The sequence below is a fragment of the Mesorhizobium sp. ANAO-SY3R2 genome, assembly GCF_042466635.1.
In the GTDB taxonomy this organism is placed as follows: Bacteria; Pseudomonadota; Alphaproteobacteria; order Rhizobiales; family Rhizobiaceae; genus Aminobacter.
Window position 1 is genome coordinate 14,959 of record NZ_CP159954.1, and the last position, 22,558, is coordinate 37,516.

Here is a 22,558-nt window from a genome sequence, read left to right on the forward strand (position 1 = left end):
TACGCTTTAGCGGCTGATGTTGCGGTATAGATCTTCCGCCTTGATGCTGTCATCGACGACGAAGGCATCACGCACGAACCCCAGTGTCTTTTCCATGCGGTCGGCGCGAACGAAGCCGAGGTCCTTGTTTTCAGCCTGGGCATCGCGGACCAGCGCATTGATCTGCTTGATCTGCTCGAGCACGGCGCTCTTCTTCAGCGTCGGATACTGCTTGACGATCAGGTCAGCCGATTCTTCCGGATTCTGGGCCATGTAGTCGTAACCGCGATAAGACGCATCCAGAAACTTGTCGACGGCTTCCGGTTTCTCGGCCAGCATTGCCTCGGTGGTGACGAAACCGCTGCCATACATGTCGAGACCGAAGTCGCGGTACTTGATCATGCCGATCTTCTTGCCGGTTTCCTGAGCATTCTCGTTCAGGATCGCCAGGCTGGCGCCCTCCCAGCATTCCGCCAGATCGACCTGGCCTTCAAGGAAGGCAGAGGTGATGACGGCCGGGTTCATGCGCAGGAGCTTGAGATGATCCTTGGGCAGGCCGTTCTGCTCGAGCCAGGTGGGTACGATATTCTGAACCGGCGAGGTGGCACCGCCACCGACCGACTTGCCGGCGAAATCAGCGAGTTTCTTGTCGCCTTCGCCGTCCTTCTGCAGATAGCACAGAGCGCCCGGCCAGACGGTGTTGATCGAACCGACGAACACGGACTTGCCACCATTGACGCGGTTCAGGATGACACTGACTGGATCGCCGTAGCCGATATCGAACAGGCCCTGGTCGATTTCGTTGACGGTGCGCTGGCCGCCGTAGCCCTGATAGACGGTGACGTCCAGACCAGCCTCGTCATAGAAGCCCTTGGCCTTGGCCACGAGAACGCCTCCCACGCTCCCCTGCGGCAGCCACGACATGTTGAACGAGATGCTTTCGGCGGCAAACGCAGTCGCTGCCATCGAAGTCATCGCGCCGGCGAGCGCAAAACTGCGCAGCGCTTTCCCAAGATTCATTGCCATACTGTCCTCCTCAGTGTTGGTTGTAGTTGGTAATTGTTAGCGGCTCTAGCCGACCGGGGCCGTCGCCTTGATCGGATTGGTAATGGCGCCGACCTTTTCGACGGCTGCCGTGACGACGTCCCCACATTTCAGGAACTCGCCGGTGCCCATGCCGACGCCATCGGGCGTGCCGGTGGCGATCAGATCGCCCGGCCGGAGCGTCAAGATGGACGACAGGTAGGAGATCTGCTCGGCGACGGAAAAGATCATGGAGCCGGTGCTGTCATCCTGCTTGCGCTTGCCGTTCACGTCGAGCGTCAGGCGCAGGTCCTGGGGATCGCCGATGCAACCGGCCGGAACGAGCCACGGCCCGAGCGGCGCGAAAGTGTCGAAGCTCTTGCCTCGGAACCAGTCGAACTTGAAGGGGAAATCACTGCGGCGCGTCAGATCGCGCGAGGTGATGTCGTTGATGACCGTGTAGGCCGCGACATGCTCGAGCGCCTTGTCGACCGGGATGTCGCGACCGCCGATGCCGATGACTGCACCCAGTTCCACTTCCCAGTCCACCCTCTCGGCCTTCGGAGGCATGATCACCGCCTCGTCAGGACCGATCACGCTCGAATCCGCCTTCATGAAGACAAAGGGCTGGCTTTCGGACTTCGCCGCCAGCACCGTCCCCATCTCTTGCGCATGCTCCACATAGTTGGAGGCGGTAGCGAAGATGCGGACCGGGCGATAGGGCTCGCGGAGCTTCGTCCCGGTGCCCAACGGCTCATATTTCGGGCCCGCTTCGACCACGGCTGCAGCCAGGTCCGCCAGGGCCGGCGCGACGTCGGTCCAGCGATCGAGCATGGCAGCGATGCCGCCTGCGATCCACGTTCCCCAGGCCTCAGCATCCTTTCCCGCAAGGCGAGCGATCAGTTCAAGATCATAGACGCCCTGCTCGGTCACCAAAATGGGCCGAACCTCGTCCCTGATCACTCGTTGTCCTAGCGCATGCCAAACCACTGGCCGCCTCCTTCCGTGTTGTTCGGTATCGTTGTTGCATACATTTTCTCATTTGTGTATTCATGTCAAGCATAAGGTGCACACGATGCACGAGGTTTCTAACAATGTCTGCGATTGAACTGTTCCACGAATGGGGCTCGATCCAGTCCTTCAAAGTGAGGCTGTGCCTTGCCGAGCTTGGGCTCGAATGGGAATCGCGCCGTGTAGACCTTTCCAGGTTCGACAATCTTCAGCCGGGCTATCTGGCGGTAAACCCGCAGGGCCTGGTGCCGACCCTTTGGTGGCGCGGCGCAGCCATCGACGAATCGTCGGTCATCAACGAACTGCTCAACGAGCTGGCGGGCTCACCTCTGCTGCCCGGCGATCCAATCGAACGCGCGCGTGCGCGATGCTGGGCGCAGATCGAAGACCGGGTCGTGCATCCGGCCGTACGGCCGCCGACCTTCAACCTGATCCTCAAGGCGCGCGTGGCAAAACTCGACCGCCGCTTCCTCGAGGAGACCATGGCCCGCCACCCGGTACGCGAGCGCGCCACGGCCTATATTGCCGCGGCGACCGCACCCGTGGACCGCATCGCCATCATTGCCTCGATCATCGGCTTCCGCACCATCATTGCCGACATGGAGCGCGCGCTGACGGGCAGCGAATGGCTTGCGGCCGAAACATTCTCGCTCGCCGACGTCGCCATGGCGGCCTTCGTCGACCGGCTCGACCGGCTGGCAATGGAATGCCTGTTCGCATCGTTTCCGCATGCCCGGCACTGGGCGCAGCGGATCAGGGAGCGGCCAAGCTTCGCGACCGCGCAAGGCCCGGAGAACCTCCGCCCCGACCCGCTTGTCGACGCTGCCCTGGTCGCAGAGCTGATCGACGCGGCGCTCGCCCACACATCAAACGACAGACACGAAAGCAGATAGATGGAACATTTTGCAGTGAGCCGCAGCATGACTGACGAAACAATGCTCGGACGGCTTTTCCTCGATGCGCGCAGCCAGAACGGCTGGCTCGACCGGCCGGTGGACCTGGCGTTGCTCGGGCAGATCCACGACATCGCCAGGATGGGCCCCACGAGCATGAACTGCTCGCCCCTGCGCATCCTCTATCTGACCACCGATTCGGCGCGCGAACGGCTGAAGCCGGCGCTGGCGGCAGGCAACATCGACAAGATCATGAACTGCCCGGTGGTCGCCGTCTTTGCCACCGACTACGCGTTCTCGGAGCGCATGCCGTTCCTGTTTCCGCATACCGACGGCAAGGGCTTCTTCGAGCGCAATCCGCAGATCGTCGAGGACACGGCATTCCGCAATGCCACGCTGCAGGCAGCCTACTACATGTTGGCGGCGCGGGCCCTTGGGCTCGACTGCGGTCCGATCTCCGGCTTCAACGCCAAGCTGGTGAACGAGACCTTGTTTGCCGGAACGCCGCTCAAGGTGAACTTCATCTGCGGCATGGGACATGGCGATCCGGCCAAGCTGTTTCCGCGCCACCCACGCCTTTCCTTCGAAGAAGTCTGCACGATTCTCTGAGCGGCCGGAGATCGGTCGCCAAAAAAAGCGCCCCCGACAGATAATGCCGGGGGCGCGCCATTGGAGCTCTGAAAAGGTGCAGTGGAAGGCTATCGATATCGGTTGCTGAAACCCGAGCGGCCTCAGCCGGGTTTGCGGGCGAAGACCTTGAGCTCGATAACCATGTCCGGATGTGGCAGCTGGCTTACCCCGACCGTGGTGCGGGTCGGCCCGTCGGGCCCGAACCAACGGTTGTATTCACCGTTCATGGCCGGGAAGTAGGCCATATCAGTCAGGAAGATGGTGACGTCGATCAGATCGGCGAGCGTGCCGCCGATCGACGCAAGCGTTTCATTGATGTTGGCGATGATGGCGCGGAGCTGTTCGGCGACATCGTAGGTGACGCCCGCGTTCTCCACACGGCTGACGCCGGCGATGGTGCCGTCCTTCTGCCGGGCGCTGACGCCAGACAGAAAGACGAGCCCGCCCACCTCGCGCAAAAACGGGTAGTTGGCGAGCGGCCTGGGCCTCTCGGCTGCCGGGGCGCTCACGCCGCCTTCTCCGGGGTCCACGGCCGGAAGCCGAGTTGGTCGACTGCAGCCAGGAACTTCTGCTCGGCCTGCTCATCGAGCTCGACCAGCGGGGCGCGAACGTTGCGCCATTCGGCCTCGCCATGCTCGCGCGCAAGCAGCGACTTCATCGCCTGGATCATCGGGAACTGCTGGAACAGCGAGCGCACGGTGCCCGCCTTGGCGAAAGCGTCGGCCGCGCCGAGCTTCGGCGTATTGGCCACCGCCTCGACCATGCCCTTGGCATTGACATTTGCAGTCGCCGAGATGCAGCCCACCGCCCCCTTGGCCAGCGTCTCGCCGAGCAGGATCTCCGACGCCGGAAAGACCTGGAAGCCGTCGCCGACCTCGAGATAGCGGGCAAGGTTCTCGCGGTCGCCCGAACTGTCCTTGACGCCGATGACATTGGGGTAGCGCCGGCGCAGGCCCTCGATCAACTCGACGGTGATCGGCACGCCGGTGAACTGCGGAATGTGGTAGAGCACCACCGAAAAGCGATCCGAGCCTACCGCCTCGATCAGCCGCCCGTAATGACGGATCAGACCCTCGGTCGATGCCGGTTTGAAGAAGAAGGGCGGCAGGACCAGAACCGCCGGCGCACCTGCATTGACCGCCGCACGTGTCAGTTCGACCGTCTCTTCCAGCGAGTTGGCGCCCGTGCCGGGCATGAGCGCGGAAGCCGGAATTCCAGCCGCGCCAACCTCGTCGAGCAACCGGCGCTTTTCGACCAGAGACAGCGAGGCAGCCTCACTGTTGGTGCCGAAGATGGCGAGGCCCGCGCCCTGATTGGCGATCCAGCGGCAATGACGAAGGAAGCGCTGAGTGTTGACCGAAAGGTCGGCATTGAATGGCGTCAGCACGGGCGCGTAGACAGAAAGTAGCTCTGGGATCATGTGTCTCACTTTCGCTTTTGGCAGGATAGTCCGCAGGGAAAGAGACCGCATTCGTCGATGGCGAAGCGCATGATCTCATGCCCCAGTTCCTCCTCGTGCGTATCGAAATGCGCAACGATGGACGTGTGGTTGTGGCGGGTCAACTGGACGAAGCGCGGGGCCTTGCCCGTACGCATCGTGTGACGCTGGACGAACTCGGCGCCATAGGCGTCGATGTAGCGGTTCTCGAACTCAGCGACGGCGACGAATACCGGCACCTTGGTCGTGCCGGCATGGATCACCGGTGACCGGGTATCGTAGGCAGATTCATCGTCGCCGAAATACTGCCTGACATTGTTGGCGTTCGGATTGTCGGGAAGACAGTCGGCCCGCAGGCGCGCGCTGATGAGCACGGCCCCCTTGATGTCCGGGCTCGGCCGGCGACCGACATTGGGATCATAGAGATAGCTGGCAACATGGCAGCCCCCGGCCGAATGGCCAATCAGTAGAATCGATCGCGGATCGCCGCCATATTGCTGGATATTGGCGGCCACCCAGTCCAGCGACGCTGCGACGTCGCGCGCGCCTTCGGGATATTTGGCGCCAGGCGCCAACCGATACTCGACATTGACCCCGACCATGCCCTGCCGGCTGAACCAGCGCAGCACATTGTCATAGACCAGGCCATCGGCGCTCTTGGAACCACGGGTGAAGGCCCCGCCATGAATGAAGACTGCGACCGGCCGGCCGTGCCCTGAGGCACAGCGCACGCTGCTTTCGAAGACGTCGAGCCGGTGTGCGGTATCGGCCCCATAGGCAAGGTCGCGATGCACGACGATGTCGTCATTTTCCGCCTTCGCCTGGTGATGCGGCCGATAGACGTCGAGCACGACAGCACGGCTTGCACCGAGGTCGTCGTTCCACACCTTGCCTATGGCGTCCAGCCGCGCCCTGTCGGCCTGGGAAAGTCCCGCAAATCGCATCTCTGCTGCCTCGATATGTACGGAGCGGCCCAATGGATCATGCGTCCTGCGGCCGGCCCCTCGATTGGCGCTGGATAGCACCCAGATTCACACTTGACAACCTATTTGCATACACAGATTAGTATTTGCATACACAAACGCATTTATGTTTGTGTTGCGGAACGCTTCGTGTTCCGCCGTTCAACGAAAGAAGGGAAAACCAAATGGCCAAGTTGCGCCATCTCGCGATTGCCGTCGCCGATCCGGAAGCGGCAGCACAGTTCTTTGAAAAGGCGTTCGGCATGACCCGCGCCGGTCAGGCGATGCGCGGCGTCTACATGACGGACGGCATCATGAACGTCGCCCTGCTAAACTTCGGCGAAGAGCCGGTTCCGGGCTTCGAGAACGAAGGCAAGGACTACAACGGCCTCATCCACTTCGGCATGTGGGTCGATTCGGTCGAAGAAACCGATGCGCTCGTGAAGGCCGCCGGCGGTTCGTACATGAACGGCCGCAAGGAAACGAACCCGAACGTGTTCTACGAAGTGAAGTACAAGACGCCTGAAGGCATCGTCTTCGACGTCACCGAGAACGGCTGGAAGGGCGCCATCAAGGACGTCAAGGCTGCCTGATCGGGCCTGATCCCGCGCCGGGGGAATAGCTAGCACCCCGGCAGCGGGTTTGAACTGCAGCCGCAACGACGGCGACAAACAACGATCGACTGGAGAACCGAAGATGGCGCAGGGAAAGATCGCGGTGGCAATACCGGTCTCCGGCAACTGCCTGTCGAGACTGTCCCGTTCATACGACGTGATCACACTGCCCGGCGGACTGGGCGGCGGATCACCGGAGTTGGACAGCGAAGCCGTCTGGGCCATTCTCACCAACGGCAGCACCGGCCTGTCGGACGACGAGATGTCAAGGTTCCCTGCCCTCAAGCTGGTATGCGCCTACGGCGCCGGCTACGAGAATATCGACATCGCAGCCGCGAAAAGCCGCGGCATTCATGTCACCCATGCTCCCAACACCAACACTGAAACGGTCGCCGACCACGCTGTTGCCCTGATGCTTGCCGTTGCGCGCGACATCTGCGCTCGCGACCGGCAATTGCGCGGCGGGGCCTGGGACAAAATTCGCTCGGCACGTCCGACGCTGTCAGGTGCGACGCTGGGCGTCATCGGTCTCGGCAATATTGGCCGTGCCGTCGCCAGACGCGGCGAGGCCTTCGGGATGAACATCGCCTACACCACCCGCAACAAGGTGGCCGACGTCAGCTGGGAGCACTACGCGGACGCCGTTTCGCTGGCTGCCGCCAGCGACTTCCTCGTTGTCGCCTGTCCCGGCGGTCCTGCGACACGCCATCTGGTCGGCAAGGCAGTGCTCGACGCATTGGGACCGGACGGCTTCGTCGTCAATGTCTCGCGCGGCATGGTCGTCGATACCGGAGCGCTGGTGACGGCACTGAAAGCCCGAGCGATCGCCGGGGCCGGCCTCGACGTCTTCGAGGGCGAGCCGGACCTGCCGGCCGGGCTGCGCGATCTCGACAACGTGGTGCTTACTCCACATATGGCGGGGCGCTCGCCTGCTGCCGAGGACGCGCAGATCGACGTGCTTTTGAGCAACCTTCAAGCGTGTCGTGACGGCGGCAAGCTGACGGCGCAACTTGCATAAATCTCGACCTGCCACTAAATCGATTGAGGTTTGTCGTTACGGCAGATCGCCATCTGTCGTAACGACGGGAAAGTTGAACGCATGACTACGATCGCCTCGCAGATCTATCACGCCCTGGCGGATGAAATCGCCAAGGGGGTCATGGTCCCCGGGCAGAAGCTCGAGGAGAAGGTGATCGCCGAGAAATTCGGCGTCTCGCGCACTCCCGTGCGCGATGCCCTGCGTGAACTCGGTGCCCGCGGCCTGATCGAGATGCACCCGCGCCGCGGCGGCGTCGTCGCCCGGATCGACACCGACCAGATGGCCGACATGCTCGAAGCCGAATGCGAGATCGAGGCGCTCTGCGCCCGCCTCGCCGCCCAGCGGATGAGCGCGCTGGAACGCGAGCAGCTCTACGAACTGCACCGGCAGTATACCGATTGCGTTGGCAACCAGGACCTCGAAGGCTGCCGCGACATCAACCGCAAGTTCCATGATGCGATCTGCCGTGGTGCGCACAGCGTCACCATCGCCGCCATGGCCGTCGACCTTCGCGTCCGCCTGGCGCCCTTCCGTCAGCATCAGGCCGGCCCCGCAGACGTCCGACTGCAGCAGTCTCTCGACGAACACCAGAAAATCGTCGATGCCATCCGTGCAAACGATGCGGCCGCTGCGTTCGCGGCCCTCTACGAGCACAACGCCCGGCTGAGCGCTGGCGTCATGCGACGCTTCACGGCGGCCGCAGGAAAATAGGTCCTGCCTTAGTTCTTTTCCGCTCTTGATGGGTGCCCGGTCGGCCGACCCGGCACACGGCGGTAGCGTGCCGCCACGCCTGCCAGCCACTTACTCCCGAGCATTTTCCAACTGCATTGATAGGCACGCGTGAAGCGACGCGGCAGTCAAGCTCGTCCGCTGCGCGGCCGCTAGGCTTTGCTGGCGCGCACATCGGCAGCCAAGGCATCTAAATGTGCAGATTAATCTATTTGCATTCCCAAGATCATCTGTGCATACATAACAACTGCATTGCATACGCCAATGACACCCAAGTCAACGCCGGCACGTCGAGGCGTGCCCCAGCGAAACGCACGACCCGAATTCTGGAGGAGAAAACATGGGCAAGAATGCACGATACATGAGATTGGCACTGGCGATGGCGGCGACGACTATCATGGCCGTTCCCGCCTACGCCGAGGCGCAGAAGACCATCGGCGTCACGGTCCCCTACTTCGCCTCACCCTTTTGGAAGGCCGGGCTCTACGGCGTCGAGACCGCCAGCAAGGAAAAGGGCTACACCCTCATCAAGGGCGATGCGAAGGACAAGGCCGAACTGCAGATCGAGCAGATCCGCAGCTATATCGACCAGAAGGTCGCCGCGATCATCATCGGCGCCGCCGACGCAGCCGCGGTCGGCCCGGCGGTCGAGGAAGCCATCGACAAGGGCATTCCGGTGATTGCGCTTTCGGTTCCGCCCAAGTCGGACCGCCTGACCTCCTTCGTCGGCGCCGACAACATCGGCATGGGCCGCCTGCAGGGCATCTGCCTCGGCCGTGCTATCGGCGGCAAGGGCGAGATCGGCCTCTTCGCTGGCCCTGACGAGATGTGGGCGAAGCTGCGCGTCAACGGTTTCAAGAGCACGCTCGAAGCCGACTTCCCCGAAATCAAGATCGTCGACGAAAAGGCCGGCGGCACCAAGGATGCCGGCGTGGCAGCGACGGACTGGGCAAAGGCCCACCCCGACATGCACGGCATCTTCACCGCTGCCGACACCATGGCTGTAGAGTCAATCAAACAGCTCACTTCGGCAGGAGCCATTGAGAAGATCAAGGTCTCGACCTCCAACCTCAACGACGAAGCGCGCGAAGCCCTGCAGAACGGCACTCTGACCTGCGCTTCGCTGCAGCCGGCCGTTTCCATGGGCCGTGACGCAGCTCGCGAGGCCATGGCCGCCGTCGAGGGCGGCAAGGTGCTCGGCCGCGTCGAGGCTCCCGCACTGCTGGTGACCAAGGAAAAGGTCGCGACCTACGACTTCTCGACGATCATCGCGCCGGCCGACTACCAGCCGTAGTCGCCATTGGCACAGGCGCATCTGCAGCGCCTTGCCCGATACCAAGAAGTGGAACCCGGGATCTGCCCGGGTTCCACTCCATTTTCAATAGCTTCCGAAAAGTACCCCGCAATGCTGACCCTTGCCATTTCGCTACTCGTTGCCGGCGCTGTCTCCGGCATTCTCGCAGGCCTGTTCGGCATTGGCGGCGGCGCCATCCTGGTACCGGTCCTGGTTCAGGCCCTCGCCATCATGGAGATCGACGAAAGCATCCGCATGCACCTGGCGATCGCCACCTCACTCGGCATCGTGGTGCCGACCTCGATCCGCTCGTTCCTGGCACACCGCAAGCATGGCGCTGTCGACATGGCACTGCTCAAGAGCTGGGCTTTCGTCCTGCCGCTCGGGGCGATTTTCGCCTCTGCGGTCGCTGCAGTCATCTCGGGCGCCAGCCTCAAATGGATTTTCACCGGCATCGCGACAGTCGTCGGCATCAAGATGCTGCTCAATCGCCCGGGCTGGATCGTCGCCTCGGACCTGCCGGCCCAGCCGGCGCGTTCGGCCTACGGCCTGCTGATCGGCTTCTTTTCAACCTTGATGGGCGTCGGAGGTGGCATCATGAACAACACCTTCATGATGCTGCACAACCAACCGATCAAACGGGCCGTGGCGACCTCTTCCGGCGTCGGCGTGCTCATCTCGATCCCGGCAGTGATCGGCCTGATCGTGGCCGGCTGGCAGCGGCCAGAGCTGCCGCCTCTGTCGCTCGGCTACGTCAATATGATGGCCGTGGCGCTCATCATGCCGATCTCGATCCTTGCCGCGCCGGTCGGTGCCAGGATCGCCCATGCCGCCCCCAAGCGCGCACTGGAAATCTCCTTCGGCATCTTCCTGCTGGTCGTCGCCGCACAGTTCGGCTGGACTCTGCTGAACTGATCGGTTCGAGATCATCTGGGGTCTTCGGTCAAACGCAAACGCCACGCGACAACGAACTGCGCCAGGAATGCCGGACCGGGGCCGGCCCGCAAGCTGCGGGGCGGCACCACTGGGATCATCCCCGAGCTGATGCCGCCCCCAGTTGCCTGCGCGACCCCTATGCCTTCTTCGGCCAGGTGTCGGCGAGCCGGTAGCCGGCAGGCCACGGATCGGCGGGATCGAGCATCAGTTGGTGCGTGCCGGCGATCCAGGCGCGGCCAGAGATTTCCGGCACGATGGCGGGGCGCCCGCCCACAGTCGTCTCGCCGAGGATGCGGCAGTCGAAGGTCGAATCGAGGATCGAATGGCCGCTAAAACGCTGGCCGACCTTCATTTGCCCACGTGCATGCAGGACCGCCATGCGCGCTGAGCAGCCGGTGCCGGTCGGCGAGCGGTCGAGCTTGGCCGGCTGGATGACGACCGTGTTACGCCCGTGCAGCACGCCGTCACGCTCCTCCACCGGCAGCGTCAGCTGGCAGAACGAGATGTGATCCCATTCAGGGTTTTCCGGATGGGAGAAGCCGAGCTGCTCATTGGCCGCGCGCGTGATTTTGATGCCAGTCTCGGCAAGCTCGCGCGCCTCATCAGGCGTGACCGCGAAGCCGAGTGCGCGCGCATCGGTGATGACGAAGCTGTCGCCGCCATAGGCCGTGTCGACGGTCAGAGTGCCGAGCCCCTCGACCTCCAGCTTGGCGTCGAGCTTGTCGGCGAAGGACGGCACATTGGTGACGGCGATGCGCTCGGCCTTGCCGTGGCGGCAAGTTGCCACGACGTCGACCAGCCCGCCGGGAGCCTCCAGTGTGAAGCGCGTTTCCGGCTCCTGCATCGGCACGATGCCGCTGTCGAGCAGAACCGTCGACACGCAGATCGAGTTGGAGCCCGACATTGGCGGCGTGTCCTCGGGCTCCATGATGATGAAGCCCATGGCCGCGCGCGGATCCTTCGGCGGCACCAAAAGGTTCACATGGCGGAAGACGCCGCCGCGCGGCTCGTTGAGCACGAAATTGCGCAGGGTCTTGTCCTCGGCGATGAAGCGGCGCTGCTCCCACAGCGTGGCGCCGGGGGGTGGTGCAACGCCGCCGACGATGACGTCACCGACCTCGCCTTCGGCATGACAGGAAACGATGTGGATTACCTTGCTCGTGCGCATGCTCGCCTCCTTGCGGCACTTCCAACAAGACCATTTCCGGCAGGCGAAACTGCTAGCCCACCGAGGTCCTTGCATGACGGCACTGATATGGCCGCCCTGCAAGCTGGGCATGCATAGATAAATCGGATCCAATATACAATCTGGATTCTGCGATCTCCTCGTGCGAAAAATGCCGGCATGTTGCCCACCGGCGCCAATCGACCTATCACCTTGAGCAAGCGCACGGCGAGGCGGGCGACTCCGTCAGAGTGGGTAGAGATATGAAACTGGAAACCGTCGATATCAGGCAGGCCGCATCGGCGGCCGATATCGTCTATGAGGCGCTGCGCAAGGCGATCATCGAGGGCGACCTCGCCGAGGGCGAGAACCTCAGGCAGGACCAGATCGCCTCGATGTTCAACACCAGCCGCATCCCCGTGCGCGAAGCGCTGTCGCGGCTCGAGCAGCACGGCCTGATCACCACCCAGCGCTACAAGGGCGCGGTCGTCGCCGGCCTGTCGATCGAGGAGATCGTGGAGATCTTCGAGTTCCGTGCGTTGGTCGAGGCCGAGGTCATCCGCCTTGCCGTCCCTAAGATGGATCGCAAGACCCTGGACACGGCGCGCCGGCATTGCGACGAATTCGGCCGCGAGCCGGACTCGGCCAGATGGGGCGAGATCAACCGCAATTTCCATTACGGCCTCTATGAAGCCGCGCGCCGACCCTACTATCTCCAGATCGTGCGCGCCTCGCTCGACCGCATCGACCGCTATCTCCGCGCCCAGCTGACGCTGACCGACGGCATGACCCGAGCCCACCGCGAGCACCTGGTCATACTCGACGCCTGCGTCGCGGGGGACGCCCAAAGAGCCGGCGAACTCACCCGCGACCACGTCCTCGGCGCCGGCCGCGCGCTGATCGCCTATCTCGAGGAAAAGCGCGCCAAGGACGACTGACCCATACTCCGCGTGCCATCAGCGGGCTCTTGATGACCAAGCCTCAGGCCAGCGCTCAACCGAGCTCGCGCTCGATGTCGCGGCGAAGCACGATCAGGGTAGTTAGATCCTCTACGCTTTGGTGCGAGGCGATGAGATCACGCATGACGTTGAGCCGATCGATTGAAGGCACCTCGACCTCGACGATCAGGTCGAGTTGGCCGCTGACCGACGAGACCCGCCGGACGTCTGGATAACGCGCCAGCTGATCCAGCACCCCGATCGCTGGCGTGCGCACCAGCGTCACCAGCAAGAACGCCGCGACCATGCCCTTGTCCATCTGCCCGATGTCGGCGCGATAGCCGCGGATGACGCCGCTCCGTTCAAGCATGGCGACGCGCTCGGTGGTGGCGCTGCGCGACAGGCCGATGCGGGCGGCAAGCGTCTTCAGCGGAATGCGCGCCTCTTTCGACAGGATGCCGAGAATATCCCGGTCCTTGGCGTCCAGTTCCTTCATCGGCGAACTCCGTTAAAGTGCCGGTCCAGCTAAACATTGTGCCGGTGCAACCGGCACTTTGCCAGATGCCTGATTTGCATGCCCATGCGAAAGTTGCCACCGCAAACTCCATCGCAACGCATGCAGGCATCGATGACAGACCTCAATCATCCCGCCCCCGCCTTCCAGAATGACCAAGCCAAGGCATTGGCGCGCGACCATTTCGATACCGTCGGCGAGATCAGCCCCCTGGACAGCGAGCGCGACCAGAACTTCAAGCTGTCCTGCGGCTCCGAAGCCTGGACGCTCAAGATCATCAATGCCAGCGAGCCTGCAGCCGAAAGCGAATTCCAGACCGCACTGCTGGAACATCTGGAGCTCATGGCGCCCGACATTGCCGCGCCGAAGCTCCGCAAGACCAGCGGATCGGCGCCCCTGGCCGTCGCCATCAGTACATCCGGCGAGCGCCATGCCGTGCGCATGGTTTCCTGGCTGGAGGGTCGGCCGCTGGCCGAAACGACGCGCACGCCGGAGCTTCTCCATTCTCTCGGCGGCGCACTGGGACGGCTTGACAAGGCGCTGCAAGGTTTCATCCATCCCGGCGCATTGCGCACGTTGGACTGGGACATCCGGCGCACCAGCGAAGCACGCGGTCGGCTTGCCTACGTATCGGACACTGCCGACCGCCAGTTGCTGGCGCGCTTCCTAGACCGTTTCGACGCGACCGTGGCACCGCGCCTTGCGCGCCTGCGGGCACAGGTGATCCACAACGACGCCAACGACTGGAACGTGCTTGTCGATTCCGCCAGGCCCGAGCGCGTGGCCGGCCTGATCGACTTCGGCGATGCGCTGCATACCGTGCTGATTGCCGAAGTGGCGGTGGCCTGCGCCTATTCCATTCTCGACCTGGACGATCCAATCGGGGCGGCAGCGCGGCTCGTCGCCGGCTTCCATGCCGAATACGCATTGCGTGAGGAAGAGGTCGACCTGCTCTTCGACTTGATCGCCGCGCGGCTGGTCATCAGCGTGACGTTCTCGGCCCAACGCAAGGCGCGGACCGGCGACAACCCCTATCTGGCCATCAGCGAGGCGCCGGCCTGGCGGCTGCTGCGACGCCTGGATGCCATCAACCCGCGTTTCGCCACGGCGATCCTGCGCCATGCCTGCGGCTTCGACACCGTAGCGGGGGCGGGTGATGTCACCCGCTGGATCGAGGCCAACGCGAAGGGCTTCGCGCCCGTGGTGCGTCCGCACCCGGCAACAATGGTCAAGGCGCTGATACCCTACGGCGATGCAGGCCACCCCATGACCGTCGCCTCGGCCGCAGCCGAACCGGCGAAGGCATCGGCGTGGTGGGACGCCCATGCGGCCGAATACGGCATTTCGCTCGGCATCGGCCCCTGGGGCGAGGCGCGCACCGTCTATGCCGGCGACATGTTCAAGTCGCGCTTCGTCGCAGGCGAACGCCGCGACCGACATCTCGGCCTCGACCTGTTCATGCCGGCCGGCACGAAGGTCTACACGCCGCTTGCCGCGACTGTGCAGAGCGTCGAGATCGAGGAAGATCCGCTGGGATATGGCGGGCTCGTCGCGCTGCTGCACGAGCCGGAGGGCTGCCCGCCCTTCGTGACTTTGTGGGGCCACCTCGCCCACGAGGCGGTGACGCGGCTGAAGCCTAGCGCGAAGCTCGAGGCCGGAGCGCTTGTCGGGGAGATGGGTGTGGATGCACAAAACGGCGGCTGGGCGCCGCACCTGCATCTGCAGATTTCGACCGACACCAGCCTGTCGGCGCGCGAAATCCTGGGCGTCGGCGAAGCTCGCTATCTCGACGTGTGGCGCGGCCTGTTCCCGGATGCCGCGACTCTGGCCGGCATTCCGCCCGAAACCTTCGTGCAGACGGGCCGCAGCCGCGCCGACATCGTCGCTGCCCGCAAGGCTTCGATGCTGCCCAACCTGTCGATCTCCTATTCCGAGCCGATCAAGTTCGTGCGCGGCGAAGGCGTATGGCTAATCGACGACCGCGGCCGCGCCTATCTCGACTGCTTCAACAATGTCTGCCACCTCGGCCACGCACACCCCCAAGTGGTCGAGGCCATCGCCAGCCAGGCAGCGAAGCTCAACACCAACACGCGCTACCTGCACGACAAAATCGTCCAATACGCTGAGCGGCTGACGGCGACGCTCCCGCCGGAACTCGCCGTGGCCTCCTTCGCCTGCACCGGCAGCGAGGCGAACAGCCTGATGCTGCGCATGGCGCGCACTCATACCGGGCGCAAAGAAGCCATCGTGCTCGACTGGGCCTATCATGGCACCACGCAGGAACTGATCGACCTCAGCCCCTACAAATACAAGCGCAAGGGCGGCAAGGGCCGGCCCGACCATGTGTTCGAGGCAGTCATTCCCGACAGCTACCGCGCGCCTGATGATTGGCCGGCCGAGGAACATGGAAGGCGTTTTGCCGAAAGTGTCGCCGAGCAGATCGAGACGATGGCCAAGCAAGGCCGTGCGCCGGCCCTGTTCATGGCTGAATCGATCCCCAGCGTGGCGGGGCAGGTGTTCTTGCCGGAAGGCTATCTGCGTGAAGTCTATGCCATGGTGCGTGCCGCCGGCGGCGTATGCGTGGCAGATGAAGTGCAGGTCGGGTTCGGCCGCGTCGGCAGCCACTGGTGGGCGTTCGAGACGCAAGGGGTGGTGCCCGACATCGTCACCATGGGCAAGCCGATCGGCAACGGCCATCCCATGGCCGCGCTGGTGACGACGCGCGAGATCGCGGCCTCCTTTAACAACGGCATGGAATATTTCAACACCTTCGGCGGCAACCCGGTTTCCTGCGCGGCGGGTCTTGCGGTGCTCGACGTGATCGAGCGCGACCGCCTGCGCCAGAACGCGGCCGAGATCGGCAGCCACCTTCTGGCGCGGTTCCGGCAATTGCAGGCGCGCTACGAAATCATCGGCGACGTGCGCGGCATGGGCCTGTTCCTCGGCATCGAACTGGTCCGTGACCGAAAGACGAAGGAGCCGGCAACGGCGTTGGCCAGGAAAATCAATGACGGCATGCGTAGCCGGGGCGTGCTGATCGGCACCGAGGGGCCGCACGACAATGTGCTCAAGATGCGCCCGCCGATGATCTTCAGCCGCGAGAACGCCGACCATCTCGTCGGTGTTCTGGAAGAAACGCTTTTGGCCGTTCTGGAGGGTGGCAGCTAGAGCCTTTCAACTGCGGCCCGCGCGGAAGAAGCCGGGCCGCAGGTCATCGAGCGTCAGCGGATCTTGAGTACACGCCTGGTCAGCACCCGCCAGGCCGCCAATGGAGCATCGATCAATCCAGGCATAACGTCGCCAAGGGCAAACGTCGCCCAGGCACGCACGGAAGCGAAGGATCGCAAGTAGGCTCCCAATTTGAGTCGGCCGCTCAGCAGCAGCTTTCCGGCCGACACGGCGTCGCGGGAAAGATACATCCATGACACTTCGGCCGCCGTCGGAGCGGCGGCCACGACCTCGCCACTTGCGATCGCCCAGAGCATCGCGCCAAGGTCGACGCCGGCAGCCGCGGCAAGGCCGAACCACGACCATGGCCGGGGATTGACGTCGAGCATTCTCAGCTTGCCATCGCGGGTGTCTCGCTTGAACTCGATCTCGACAAGACCTTGATGTCCGATGGAGCCAAGGATGCGACGCGCGGCATCGATGGCCTGCGGCTCCTCGACGACTTCAACAAAGGTGCTGGTATAGCCAAAATCGACGGGATACTGCCGCGTGCGCCGCGCGGTGAACTCGGCCACGGGCTTTCCCTGGCTCCACAGTGCCGCATAGGAAAACTGGCTCTCTCCTCCGCCCGGGATCAATTCCTGGACGACGACATTTTCCAACCCGATCTGTTCGGCCGCGTTCTTGTAGGCGACGAGAAATGAAGCCTGATCGTCGGCACGGACGACCTTGGCTTGCGAGAATTCATCGCCGCCGCCACCCATATTCGGCTTCAGGATGACGGGGAATCGGATCTCCGCCTGGCCTGCCTGTTGCACCGACGCAAATTCATAGGTTGGTGGAATATCGAGCTGAAGCTCGGCAGCGCGGCGATACAGAAGAGGCTTTTCGCAAACCCATTTGAGACAATCCCATGCCGGCAGAACGACCTTGAAGCCGGCAGATAGCTGGTCGATCTTTTCCGACACGAACCGTACCTCGGCATCGCCAGCGGGAATGAGCAGAAATCCATCAAGGTTCCGACTCTTCGCAAGTTCCAGCAAGAATGCCGCTGCGTGTTCATCGGCCGGCCCTGGCCAGTTGAGAACCCGACGAACATATCGCGACCAGCCGGGCAGAGGATTGTCATTGCTGATCAGCCAGACAGCAACGCCCTGCTTTCCCAGGCTGCGGGCGAGCGCCAAGGAGCCATGAGCGCCGCCAAGTATGATCGCTCCGCCAGGACGTTTTCGTGTGTTTGCCGCTGCCTGCGTCTTGATATCCTGCATCGACACTCAATTCGACCAGCCGGCCCATGCAATCAATCGCTGAGCCGCAGGTCGGAAATCCCTGTTTTTCAACTCAGTAATTCAAGTAAATGAATTAACAAATCACCGTCAACGGCCTCGAGTAGCGGGATTTCGCAGCGTCGCATACGGCGTCCCTCAGAGAGAATCGCCGTCAGCAACATCCGAAACCAGTTGCGGCGGCAGGTGCAGATAGCGCGCCACCCTGCGCTTGGCGGCTACGTCGGTCCAGACGCGACCGACCTCCTCTTCTGTGAGCGATACGGCACGGGCGACATCGGACGCCGGCACGTTGTTGTCCAGCCCGAAGAGACAAAGATCCATCTTGTCGTAAGGCAGGGCGAAATAGAACTCCTCCTGCGTCTGCGCCAGCGAATAGGTGTCGGTCGTCGGCGGCCGCCGGCGCACTTCCTCCGGCACGCCGAGATATTCGGCAAGCTGATAGACCTGCGACTTGTAGAGATGCGCGATCGGCTTCACGTCGGCGGCGCCGTCACCATTTTTGACAAAGAAGCCCTGGTCGTACTCCAGCAGGTTGGGCGTACCCACAACGGCATAGTTGAGCCGGTCTGCGTGGTAATATTCGAGCTGCTTGCGCGTGCGCTGCTTCATGTTGGTGGCTGCCACGATGCCGAGATAGACAGGCGCGGGCAGGCGGTGCTTTTTCATCTCGCCATCGGGGCTTTGTACGACGAGCGAGGAGATGTTGTAGCCGGAAGTGGTCAGCGCGCTGGCAATGACGATCTTCGAGCTCCAGCCCGGCCCGTAAGCCGGCTCCACCTCGCGGATGAAGCCGTCGCGGCGCGCATAGCAGCCCATTGCCTCCAGTGTCGGGCCGATGTTCTCGACTGCGCCCTTGAGCCCGAAGGTGCTCGCGACAAGCTGGCCGAGCCGCAAACTTTCGGGATCGGAATCGTTTTCCGGCATGAACAGGCAGAACACATTCTGCGGTCCGAGGGCTCTCGCAGCGAGTGCTGCGCAGACGCTGGAATCGATGCCACCGGAGAGGCCAAGCACCAGGCCGCGCTTGCGCAACGACCCGCGAAGCTGCGCGCGCAGCGCCGCCACGATGCGTGCCACTTCGGCCTCCGCATCGATGTCGAGTGTTTGCGTGGAAAAAGGAAGACGACTTGCGTTCATGACTGTTCCTCACGTTGGGCGGCCAGCCGCCGCGCCACCTTGCCGCTCGCCGTCTTGGGCAGTTCGACGCGGAATTCGATTGTTTTCGGCACCATGAAATCGGGCAGGACACGCGCGCAATGGCGGAGGATCTCGCGCTCGGTCGGAACCGGTTCGGTAGCGACGATCAGTGCGTGCAGCACCAGCCCGAGGATCGGATTCGGCCTGCCGACCACCACGGCCTCCGCCACGCCGGGACAGTCGCACAGCACCGCCTCCACCTGTCTGGGCGCGACCTTTTCACCGCGTATCTTCAGCATGTCGTCCTTGCGGCCGACAAAATAGAGAAAACCGTCGGCGTCGGTGCGAAACAGGTCGCCGGTGTGCAGTTGCCTCTCGCCGGGGATCGGACCGGGACGCAGAACAGCATCCGTCGCCTCCGGGTTCTCCCAATAGCCGCGCATGAGATGCGGCCCCCGCACCACCAGTTCGCCGACGACTTCCGACCCAGCAGGTTGCCCGACCTCGTCCAGGACAATCACTTCGGTACCTGGAATGGCCTTGCCGACCGAACCGGGCCTGCCGTCGAGCTCTTCCGGTGGCAGGAAGGTGGCGCGGGCGCATTCGGTGAGCCCGTACATCGAATAGAATTTCACCCCGGGAAACAGTGCGCGCAGCCCCTCGATATGGGCAGGCGGCAGCGGGGCAGCGGCATTGGTGATGTAGCGCAGGCCCGGCAGCGGCTCGACATCCTTCATGGCAAGCAGCATCGCAGCAATCGTCGGCACCAGCGGCAGGCCGGTGACACCTTCGGCACGCGCCTTGTCCAGCACGGCATGCGGAAAGGCGAAATTCCTCTCCAATACCAGCGTTGCGCCGACGCGAACGGCGACGAGAAGCTGGTAGAGCCCATAGGTAAAGGACAGCGGCAGGGCGCACAGCACGACGTCGCGCTGGGTATTGTCGAGGTAGCCAGCAATCGCGCCGGAGGCGGCATCCATGCTGGCGTGGGTCATCATCACGCCCTTGGGCCGTCCGGTCGAACCGGAGGTGTAGATGATCATCGCAAGCTCGCCGTCGGAGCCTGCGTCGGGCAGCGGCATGGCAGCTTCGGCGAGACAATCGTCAAACGACAGAATGCCATCGGGAAGCGCACCTGTGGGCCCTGCCGCGATCACGAGCGGCAGGTCGGGAAGGTCCTGACAGGCTGCGCCGCAGACGCCGAGAAATTTCGTCTGCGTCAGCACTGCACGCGGGCGGCAGTCGGTGAGGACGAAACCGAGGCCATCGGCCTTCTGTGCGGGGTTTACTGGACAAAATGTACAGCCCGCCTTGAGCACAGCGAAGATGGCGATTGCCGCTTCCAGTACATTCTCCATGAACACGACAACGCGGTCGCCGCGCTGCACGCCTCGTGCGAGCAGTACCGAAGCGAGCCGGCTGGATCGGTCGTCGAAGTCGGCATAGGAGAGCCGCTCTTCCCCGGCAACGACGGCGCTTTTGCCGAGGGTGGCGGCCGCACTTCGCTTGAGAAAGGTTTCAACGCGCATGCTGTCGTTCAGCCAGCCAGTGTGCTCGCCGCTTCGCGTTTGCGCATGACGAAGGCGGCTATGCGGGCAATGGAGTCAAGATTGGCCGGCACGATGTCGGCATCGTTCAGCGAGATCCCGAAACGCTCTTCCAGGAAGGAGACCAGTTCGAGCACACCGGTCGAATCGACGAGGTCGCTTTCGATCAGCGACTGCTCCGCGGCAAGCGGTACACCATCGTCGCCGAACAGGAAGTTCTCCACGATGAAGGCCCGAACGTCGGTCTGGATTGCATCTGACATGGAAATGCCTTTCTCGGATGTGGTTCAGACAACCGGCTCGTGCGAGCGCTGCCTGCTGGGACTTGAAAATTCACGCGACCAAAGCTGCGTGGACAGGATGCCGACAAAGGCAGCATTGTCGCGGAAGCCGCGGAGGTCGCCGCGGCGGCTCTTCTCCAAAAGCTTGGTGGCCGCCTTGGGGTTGAACAGGCCGGCGGCCGAAATCGCCTGTTCCGACAGCATCTCCTCCACATAGGTGGCAGCGGCTCCCCTGAAGGACGCACTGTCGGGTGCACGGTAAGGTTGTTTCGGCCGTTTGGAAATGGCCGACGGCAGCAGATCGGCGGTTGCAGCGCGCAATATATGTTTTTCGCGCAGGCCCCGGAGCTTCATGCCGGGTGGAATGCCTGCAGCGAACTCGACCAGACGGTGGTCCAGGAAGGGAAAACGTGTTTCCACGCCATGCGCCATCGCCATGCGGTCGCCCTGGCTCGACAGGATGTATCCCGGCAGCAGGAAACGCGTTTCGATGTATTGCGCCTGGTGCAGCGGGTGCCAGCGCGGGAACGCTTCCGGCAGTCTGGATGAAAGCTCCTCTGCCGCGTCGTAGTCGCCGATTTCTTCGCGCAACTCACGCGAGAAGAACATCTTGGCGCCTGCGGTAGCGCGGAAGCGTGGACGATGCGAGAACAGCGGATCGTCAGGGGCATCGACGCCGGCACCGAAAAAGGCGGCCAGATACTCCGGCGTCTGCTGCTGCAGCGACGACAGATAAGGATAGATCTTGCGGAACAGCTGCGGCCGGATCTTCGAGCCCGGCTGGCGGGCACAGAAGCGGCGGATGCGCGCTTCCTTGAAAATATCATAGCCGGCGAAGATCTCGTCCGCACCTTCGCCCGACAGCACCACCTTCAACCCCTGCTCGCGCAGCAGGCCCGAGAGTTGGTAGAGCGGCGCGGGCGCGGTGCGCAGCACCGGCCGCTCCATGTGCCACACCACCGCGGGGAAGACGCTGGCAATGTCCTCCGGCCCGCAAGCGATTGCGTGATGCTGAGTGCCGAGGGCACGGGCCATGATCTGCTGGTAGGCGCTCTCGTCGAACTCCGCATCCTCGAAGGTCACCGCGAAGCTGCGGAAACCAGCCGGGGCCATGCGGGCGGCAAGTGCGGAGACGATGGAGGAATCGAGCCCGCCTGACAGAAACGAACCAACCTCGACATCTGCCCGCAGCCGGATGCGCGTGGCATCCTCGAGCAGTGCGCGCAACTCCGTGGCGACTTCGGCTTCGCTGCGCGTGTCGACCGTTTCGCCATCCTCAGGAAAGGCGAGAGACCAGTATGGGTGGGTGCGTGTCTCGCCATTTTCGACGATCATCACATGAGCCGGCGGCAGTTCCGATATGCCCTTGAAAGCGGTACGCGGTGCAATCGGCGCCCACAGCGTGAAGATCTGGTCGAGCGCGACCGGATCGATGCCGGTTTCGATGCCCGGAACCTGGAACAGCGCCTTCACTTCCGAGGCGAAGTAGAATGTGCCGCGATGCCAGGTATGAAATAGCGGCCGCACGCCCATGCGGTCGGTTGCCAACAGCATGCGCCGGCGGCCTTCGTCCCAGATGGCAAAGGCGAAGTCGCCGTTGAGAAGAGACACGAAATCCGGGCCCATCTCTTCGTAGAGTTGCAGTACGACTTCGGTGTCGCTCGCAGTACGGAAACGGCGGCCCCGCGCGATCAGCATCTCGCGCAGTTCAAGGTAGTTGAAGACCTCGCCATTGTAGGCGATGCATATGGTGCCATCGGCATTCCGCATCGGCTGGGCGCCATCGGGCGACAGGTCGATGATGGAAAGGCGACGGTGACCGAGCCCGACATCGCGGCCGACATGGATGCCCTGCCCGTCCGGCCCGCGATGCGCAATTGCCCCGCACATGCGCTGCAGCAGCATCGCGGCTTCATCGGGCGGCAGCGCGCCAAGGTAGCCCGCTATGCCGCACATGAGCTGCGCAATCTC

Annotated in this window: 21 protein-coding genes; 9 read left to right on the plus strand and 12 right to left on the minus strand. The window is 63.3% G+C overall.

The genetic code is table 11. The annotated features are described in order from the left end of the window. Positions 1-6: 6 nt before the first annotated feature. On the minus strand, positions 7-1,005 hold the full coding sequence (locus ABSY17_RS02950) for an ABC transporter substrate-binding protein (protein ID WP_378942166.1): 999 nt from the start codon (positions 1,003-1,005) through the stop codon (positions 7-9). 45 nt (positions 1,006-1,050) lie between these two features. Then, positions 1,051-1,965 (minus strand): fumarylacetoacetate hydrolase family protein, encoded by a 915-nt coding sequence (locus tag ABSY17_RS02955; RefSeq protein ID WP_378942168.1) that lies wholly within the window; start codon positions 1,963-1,965, stop codon positions 1,051-1,053. A gap of 131 nt (positions 1,966-2,096) precedes the next feature. Here ABSY17_RS02955 and ABSY17_RS02960 point away from each other — a divergent pair, with 131 nt between their 5' ends. Then, positions 2,097-2,906, plus strand: coding sequence for a glutathione S-transferase family protein (locus ABSY17_RS02960; RefSeq protein WP_378942170.1), 810 nt, complete (start codon positions 2,097-2,099; stop codon positions 2,904-2,906). Positions 2,907-2,933: 27 nt separating this feature from the next. Continuing rightward, complete coding sequence (locus ABSY17_RS02965) at positions 2,934-3,515, plus strand: malonic semialdehyde reductase (protein WP_378942172.1); 582 nt, start codon at positions 2,934-2,936, stop codon at positions 3,513-3,515. A gap of 122 nt (positions 3,516-3,637) precedes the next feature. On the opposite strand, the gene ABSY17_RS02970 is transcribed toward ABSY17_RS02965, so the two are convergent. Genes ABSY17_RS02970 through ABSY17_RS02980 form a run of 3 tightly spaced genes read right to left on the minus strand, consistent with a single transcriptional unit; the run spans position 3,638 to position 5,951 of the window. Next, positions 3,638-4,045, minus strand: a complete 408-nt coding sequence (locus ABSY17_RS02970; protein WP_378942174.1) for a RidA family protein — start codon at positions 4,043-4,045, stop codon at positions 3,638-3,640. Continuing rightward, a complete protein-coding gene (locus ABSY17_RS02975) occupies positions 4,042-4,956 on the minus strand; it encodes a dihydrodipicolinate synthase family protein (RefSeq protein ID WP_378942176.1) in 915 nt (304 codons plus the stop codon). Before ABSY17_RS02975 ends, ABSY17_RS02970 begins: the two co-directional genes overlap by 4 nt. Before the next feature lie 5 nt (positions 4,957-4,961). Next, positions 4,962-5,951, minus strand: coding sequence for an alpha/beta hydrolase (locus ABSY17_RS02980; protein ID WP_378942179.1), 990 nt, complete (start codon positions 5,949-5,951; stop codon positions 4,962-4,964). Between the two features lie 170 nt (positions 5,952-6,121). On the opposite strand from ABSY17_RS02980, the gene ABSY17_RS02985 reads away from it, so the two are divergent. The 5 genes from ABSY17_RS02985 (at position 6,122) to ABSY17_RS03005 (ending at position 10,527) form a co-directional block, all read left to right on the plus strand. Continuing rightward, a complete protein-coding gene (locus ABSY17_RS02985; protein ID WP_378942182.1) occupies positions 6,122-6,529 on the plus strand; it encodes a VOC family protein in 408 nt (135 codons plus the stop codon). 103 nt (positions 6,530-6,632) lie between these two features. Next, positions 6,633-7,568 carry a 2-hydroxyacid dehydrogenase gene (locus tag ABSY17_RS02990; protein ID WP_378942184.1) on the plus strand — a complete coding sequence of 312 codons (936 nt, stop codon included), beginning with the start codon at positions 6,633-6,635 and terminating at the stop codon, positions 7,566-7,568. An 81-nt stretch (positions 7,569-7,649) separates the two neighbouring features. After that, the gene (locus ABSY17_RS02995; RefSeq protein WP_378942187.1) at positions 7,650-8,300 is read left to right on the plus strand and encodes a GntR family transcriptional regulator; all 651 of its coding nucleotides are present in this window, start codon (positions 7,650-7,652) and stop codon (positions 8,298-8,300) included. A gap of 358 nt (positions 8,301-8,658) precedes the next feature. After that, a complete protein-coding gene (locus ABSY17_RS03000; protein WP_378942190.1) occupies positions 8,659-9,612 on the plus strand; it encodes a sugar ABC transporter substrate-binding protein in 954 nt (317 codons plus the stop codon). A 111-nt stretch (positions 9,613-9,723) separates the two neighbouring features. Beyond that, positions 9,724-10,527 (plus strand): sulfite exporter TauE/SafE family protein, encoded by an 804-nt coding sequence (locus ABSY17_RS03005; protein ID WP_378942192.1) that lies wholly within the window; start codon positions 9,724-9,726, stop codon positions 10,525-10,527. 157 nt (positions 10,528-10,684) lie between these two features. Here ABSY17_RS03005 and ABSY17_RS03010 read toward each other — a convergent pair whose 3' ends face one another. Next, positions 10,685-11,716: a proline racemase family protein gene (locus tag ABSY17_RS03010; protein ID WP_378942194.1), complete on the minus strand. Its 1,032-nt coding sequence runs from the start codon at positions 11,714-11,716 to the stop codon at positions 10,685-10,687. Between the two features lie 260 nt (positions 11,717-11,976). Between ABSY17_RS03010 and ABSY17_RS03015 the strand changes: the two genes are divergently transcribed. Beyond that, positions 11,977-12,651: a GntR family transcriptional regulator gene (locus tag ABSY17_RS03015; protein WP_378942197.1), complete on the plus strand. Its 675-nt coding sequence runs from the start codon at positions 11,977-11,979 to the stop codon at positions 12,649-12,651. Positions 12,652-12,706: 55 nt separating this feature from the next. Here the strand turns inward: ABSY17_RS03015 and ABSY17_RS03020 are convergent, their stop codons facing one another. Continuing rightward, positions 12,707-13,147, minus strand: a complete 441-nt coding sequence (locus tag ABSY17_RS03020; protein ID WP_378942199.1) for an Lrp/AsnC family transcriptional regulator — start codon at positions 13,145-13,147, stop codon at positions 12,707-12,709. A gap of 132 nt (positions 13,148-13,279) precedes the next feature. Between ABSY17_RS03020 and ABSY17_RS03025 the strand changes: the two genes are divergently transcribed. Continuing rightward, positions 13,280-16,333 carry an aminotransferase class III-fold pyridoxal phosphate-dependent enzyme gene (locus tag ABSY17_RS03025; RefSeq protein ID WP_378942202.1) on the plus strand — a complete coding sequence of 1,018 codons (3,054 nt, stop codon included), beginning with the start codon at positions 13,280-13,282 and terminating at the stop codon, positions 16,331-16,333. Positions 16,334-16,386: 53 nt separating this feature from the next. On the opposite strand, the gene ABSY17_RS03030 is transcribed toward ABSY17_RS03025, so the two are convergent. The 5 genes from ABSY17_RS03030 to asnB form a co-directional block, all read right to left on the minus strand. Further along, entirely contained in the window at positions 16,387-17,517 is a 1,131-nt protein-coding gene (locus tag ABSY17_RS03030; RefSeq protein ID WP_378942204.1) for an ATP-grasp domain-containing protein, read from the minus strand. 240 nt (positions 17,518-17,757) lie between these two features. Beyond that, positions 17,758-18,759, minus strand: a complete 1,002-nt coding sequence (gene nadE / locus ABSY17_RS03035) for an NAD(+) synthase (protein WP_378942207.1) — start codon at positions 18,757-18,759, stop codon at positions 17,758-17,760. Beyond that, positions 18,756-20,288, minus strand: a complete 1,533-nt coding sequence (locus ABSY17_RS03040) for a class I adenylate-forming enzyme family protein (RefSeq protein ID WP_378942209.1) — start codon at positions 20,286-20,288, stop codon at positions 18,756-18,758. Before ABSY17_RS03040 ends, nadE begins: the two co-directional genes overlap by 4 nt. Before the next feature lie 8 nt (positions 20,289-20,296). Then, positions 20,297-20,569, minus strand: a complete 273-nt coding sequence (locus ABSY17_RS03045; protein WP_378942212.1) for an acyl carrier protein — start codon at positions 20,567-20,569, stop codon at positions 20,297-20,299. Positions 20,570-20,593: 24 nt separating this feature from the next. Next, positions 20,594-22,543: an asparagine synthase (glutamine-hydrolyzing) gene (gene asnB, locus ABSY17_RS03050; protein WP_378942214.1), complete on the minus strand. Its 1,950-nt coding sequence runs from the start codon at positions 22,541-22,543 to the stop codon at positions 20,594-20,596. Positions 22,544-22,558: the final 15 nt, after the last annotated feature.

Excerpts from the sequence above, each read along its gene's own strand:
- ABSY17_RS02985 (WP_378942182.1), top strand. The coding sequence starts at position 6,122 with ATGGCCAAGTTGCGCCATCTCGCGATTGCCGTCGCCGATCCGGAAGCG.
- ABSY17_RS03020 (WP_378942199.1), bottom strand. The coding sequence starts at position 13,147 with ATGAAGGAACTGGACGCCAAGGACCGGGATATTCTCGGCATCCTGTCG.
- ABSY17_RS03000 (WP_378942190.1), top strand. The coding sequence starts at position 8,659 with ATGGGCAAGAATGCACGATACATGAGATTGGCACTGGCGATGGCGGCG.
- ABSY17_RS02990 (WP_378942184.1), top strand. The coding sequence starts at position 6,633 with ATGGCGCAGGGAAAGATCGCGGTGGCAATACCGGTCTCCGGCAACTGC.
- ABSY17_RS03005 (WP_378942192.1), top strand. The coding sequence starts at position 9,724 with ATGCTGACCCTTGCCATTTCGCTACTCGTTGCCGGCGCTGTCTCCGGC.
- ABSY17_RS03015 (WP_378942197.1), top strand. The coding sequence starts at position 11,977 with ATGAAACTGGAAACCGTCGATATCAGGCAGGCCGCATCGGCGGCCGAT.
- asnB (WP_378942214.1), bottom strand. The coding sequence starts at position 22,543 with ATGTGCGGCATAGCGGGCTACCTTGGCGCGCTGCCGCCCGATGAAGCC.
- ABSY17_RS03025 (WP_378942202.1), top strand. The coding sequence starts at position 13,280 with ATGACAGACCTCAATCATCCCGCCCCCGCCTTCCAGAATGACCAAGCC.
- ABSY17_RS03010 (WP_378942194.1), bottom strand. The coding sequence starts at position 11,716 with ATGCGCACGAGCAAGGTAATCCACATCGTTTCCTGTCATGCCGAAGGC.
- ABSY17_RS02975 (WP_378942176.1), bottom strand. The coding sequence starts at position 4,956 with ATGATCCCAGAGCTACTTTCTGTCTACGCGCCCGTGCTGACGCCATTC.
- ABSY17_RS02965 (WP_378942172.1), top strand. The coding sequence starts at position 2,934 with ATGACTGACGAAACAATGCTCGGACGGCTTTTCCTCGATGCGCGCAGC.
- ABSY17_RS02960 (WP_378942170.1), top strand. The coding sequence starts at position 2,097 with ATGTCTGCGATTGAACTGTTCCACGAATGGGGCTCGATCCAGTCCTTC.
- ABSY17_RS03040 (WP_378942209.1), bottom strand. The coding sequence starts at position 20,288 with ATGCGCGTTGAAACCTTTCTCAAGCGAAGTGCGGCCGCCACCCTCGGC.
- ABSY17_RS02995 (WP_378942187.1), top strand. The coding sequence starts at position 7,650 with ATGACTACGATCGCCTCGCAGATCTATCACGCCCTGGCGGATGAAATC.
- ABSY17_RS03045 (WP_378942212.1), bottom strand. The coding sequence starts at position 20,569 with ATGTCAGATGCAATCCAGACCGACGTTCGGGCCTTCATCGTGGAGAAC.
- nadE (WP_378942207.1), bottom strand. The coding sequence starts at position 18,759 with ATGAACGCAAGTCGTCTTCCTTTTTCCACGCAAACACTCGACATCGAT.
- ABSY17_RS02950 (WP_378942166.1), bottom strand. The coding sequence starts at position 1,005 with ATGGCAATGAATCTTGGGAAAGCGCTGCGCAGTTTTGCGCTCGCCGGC.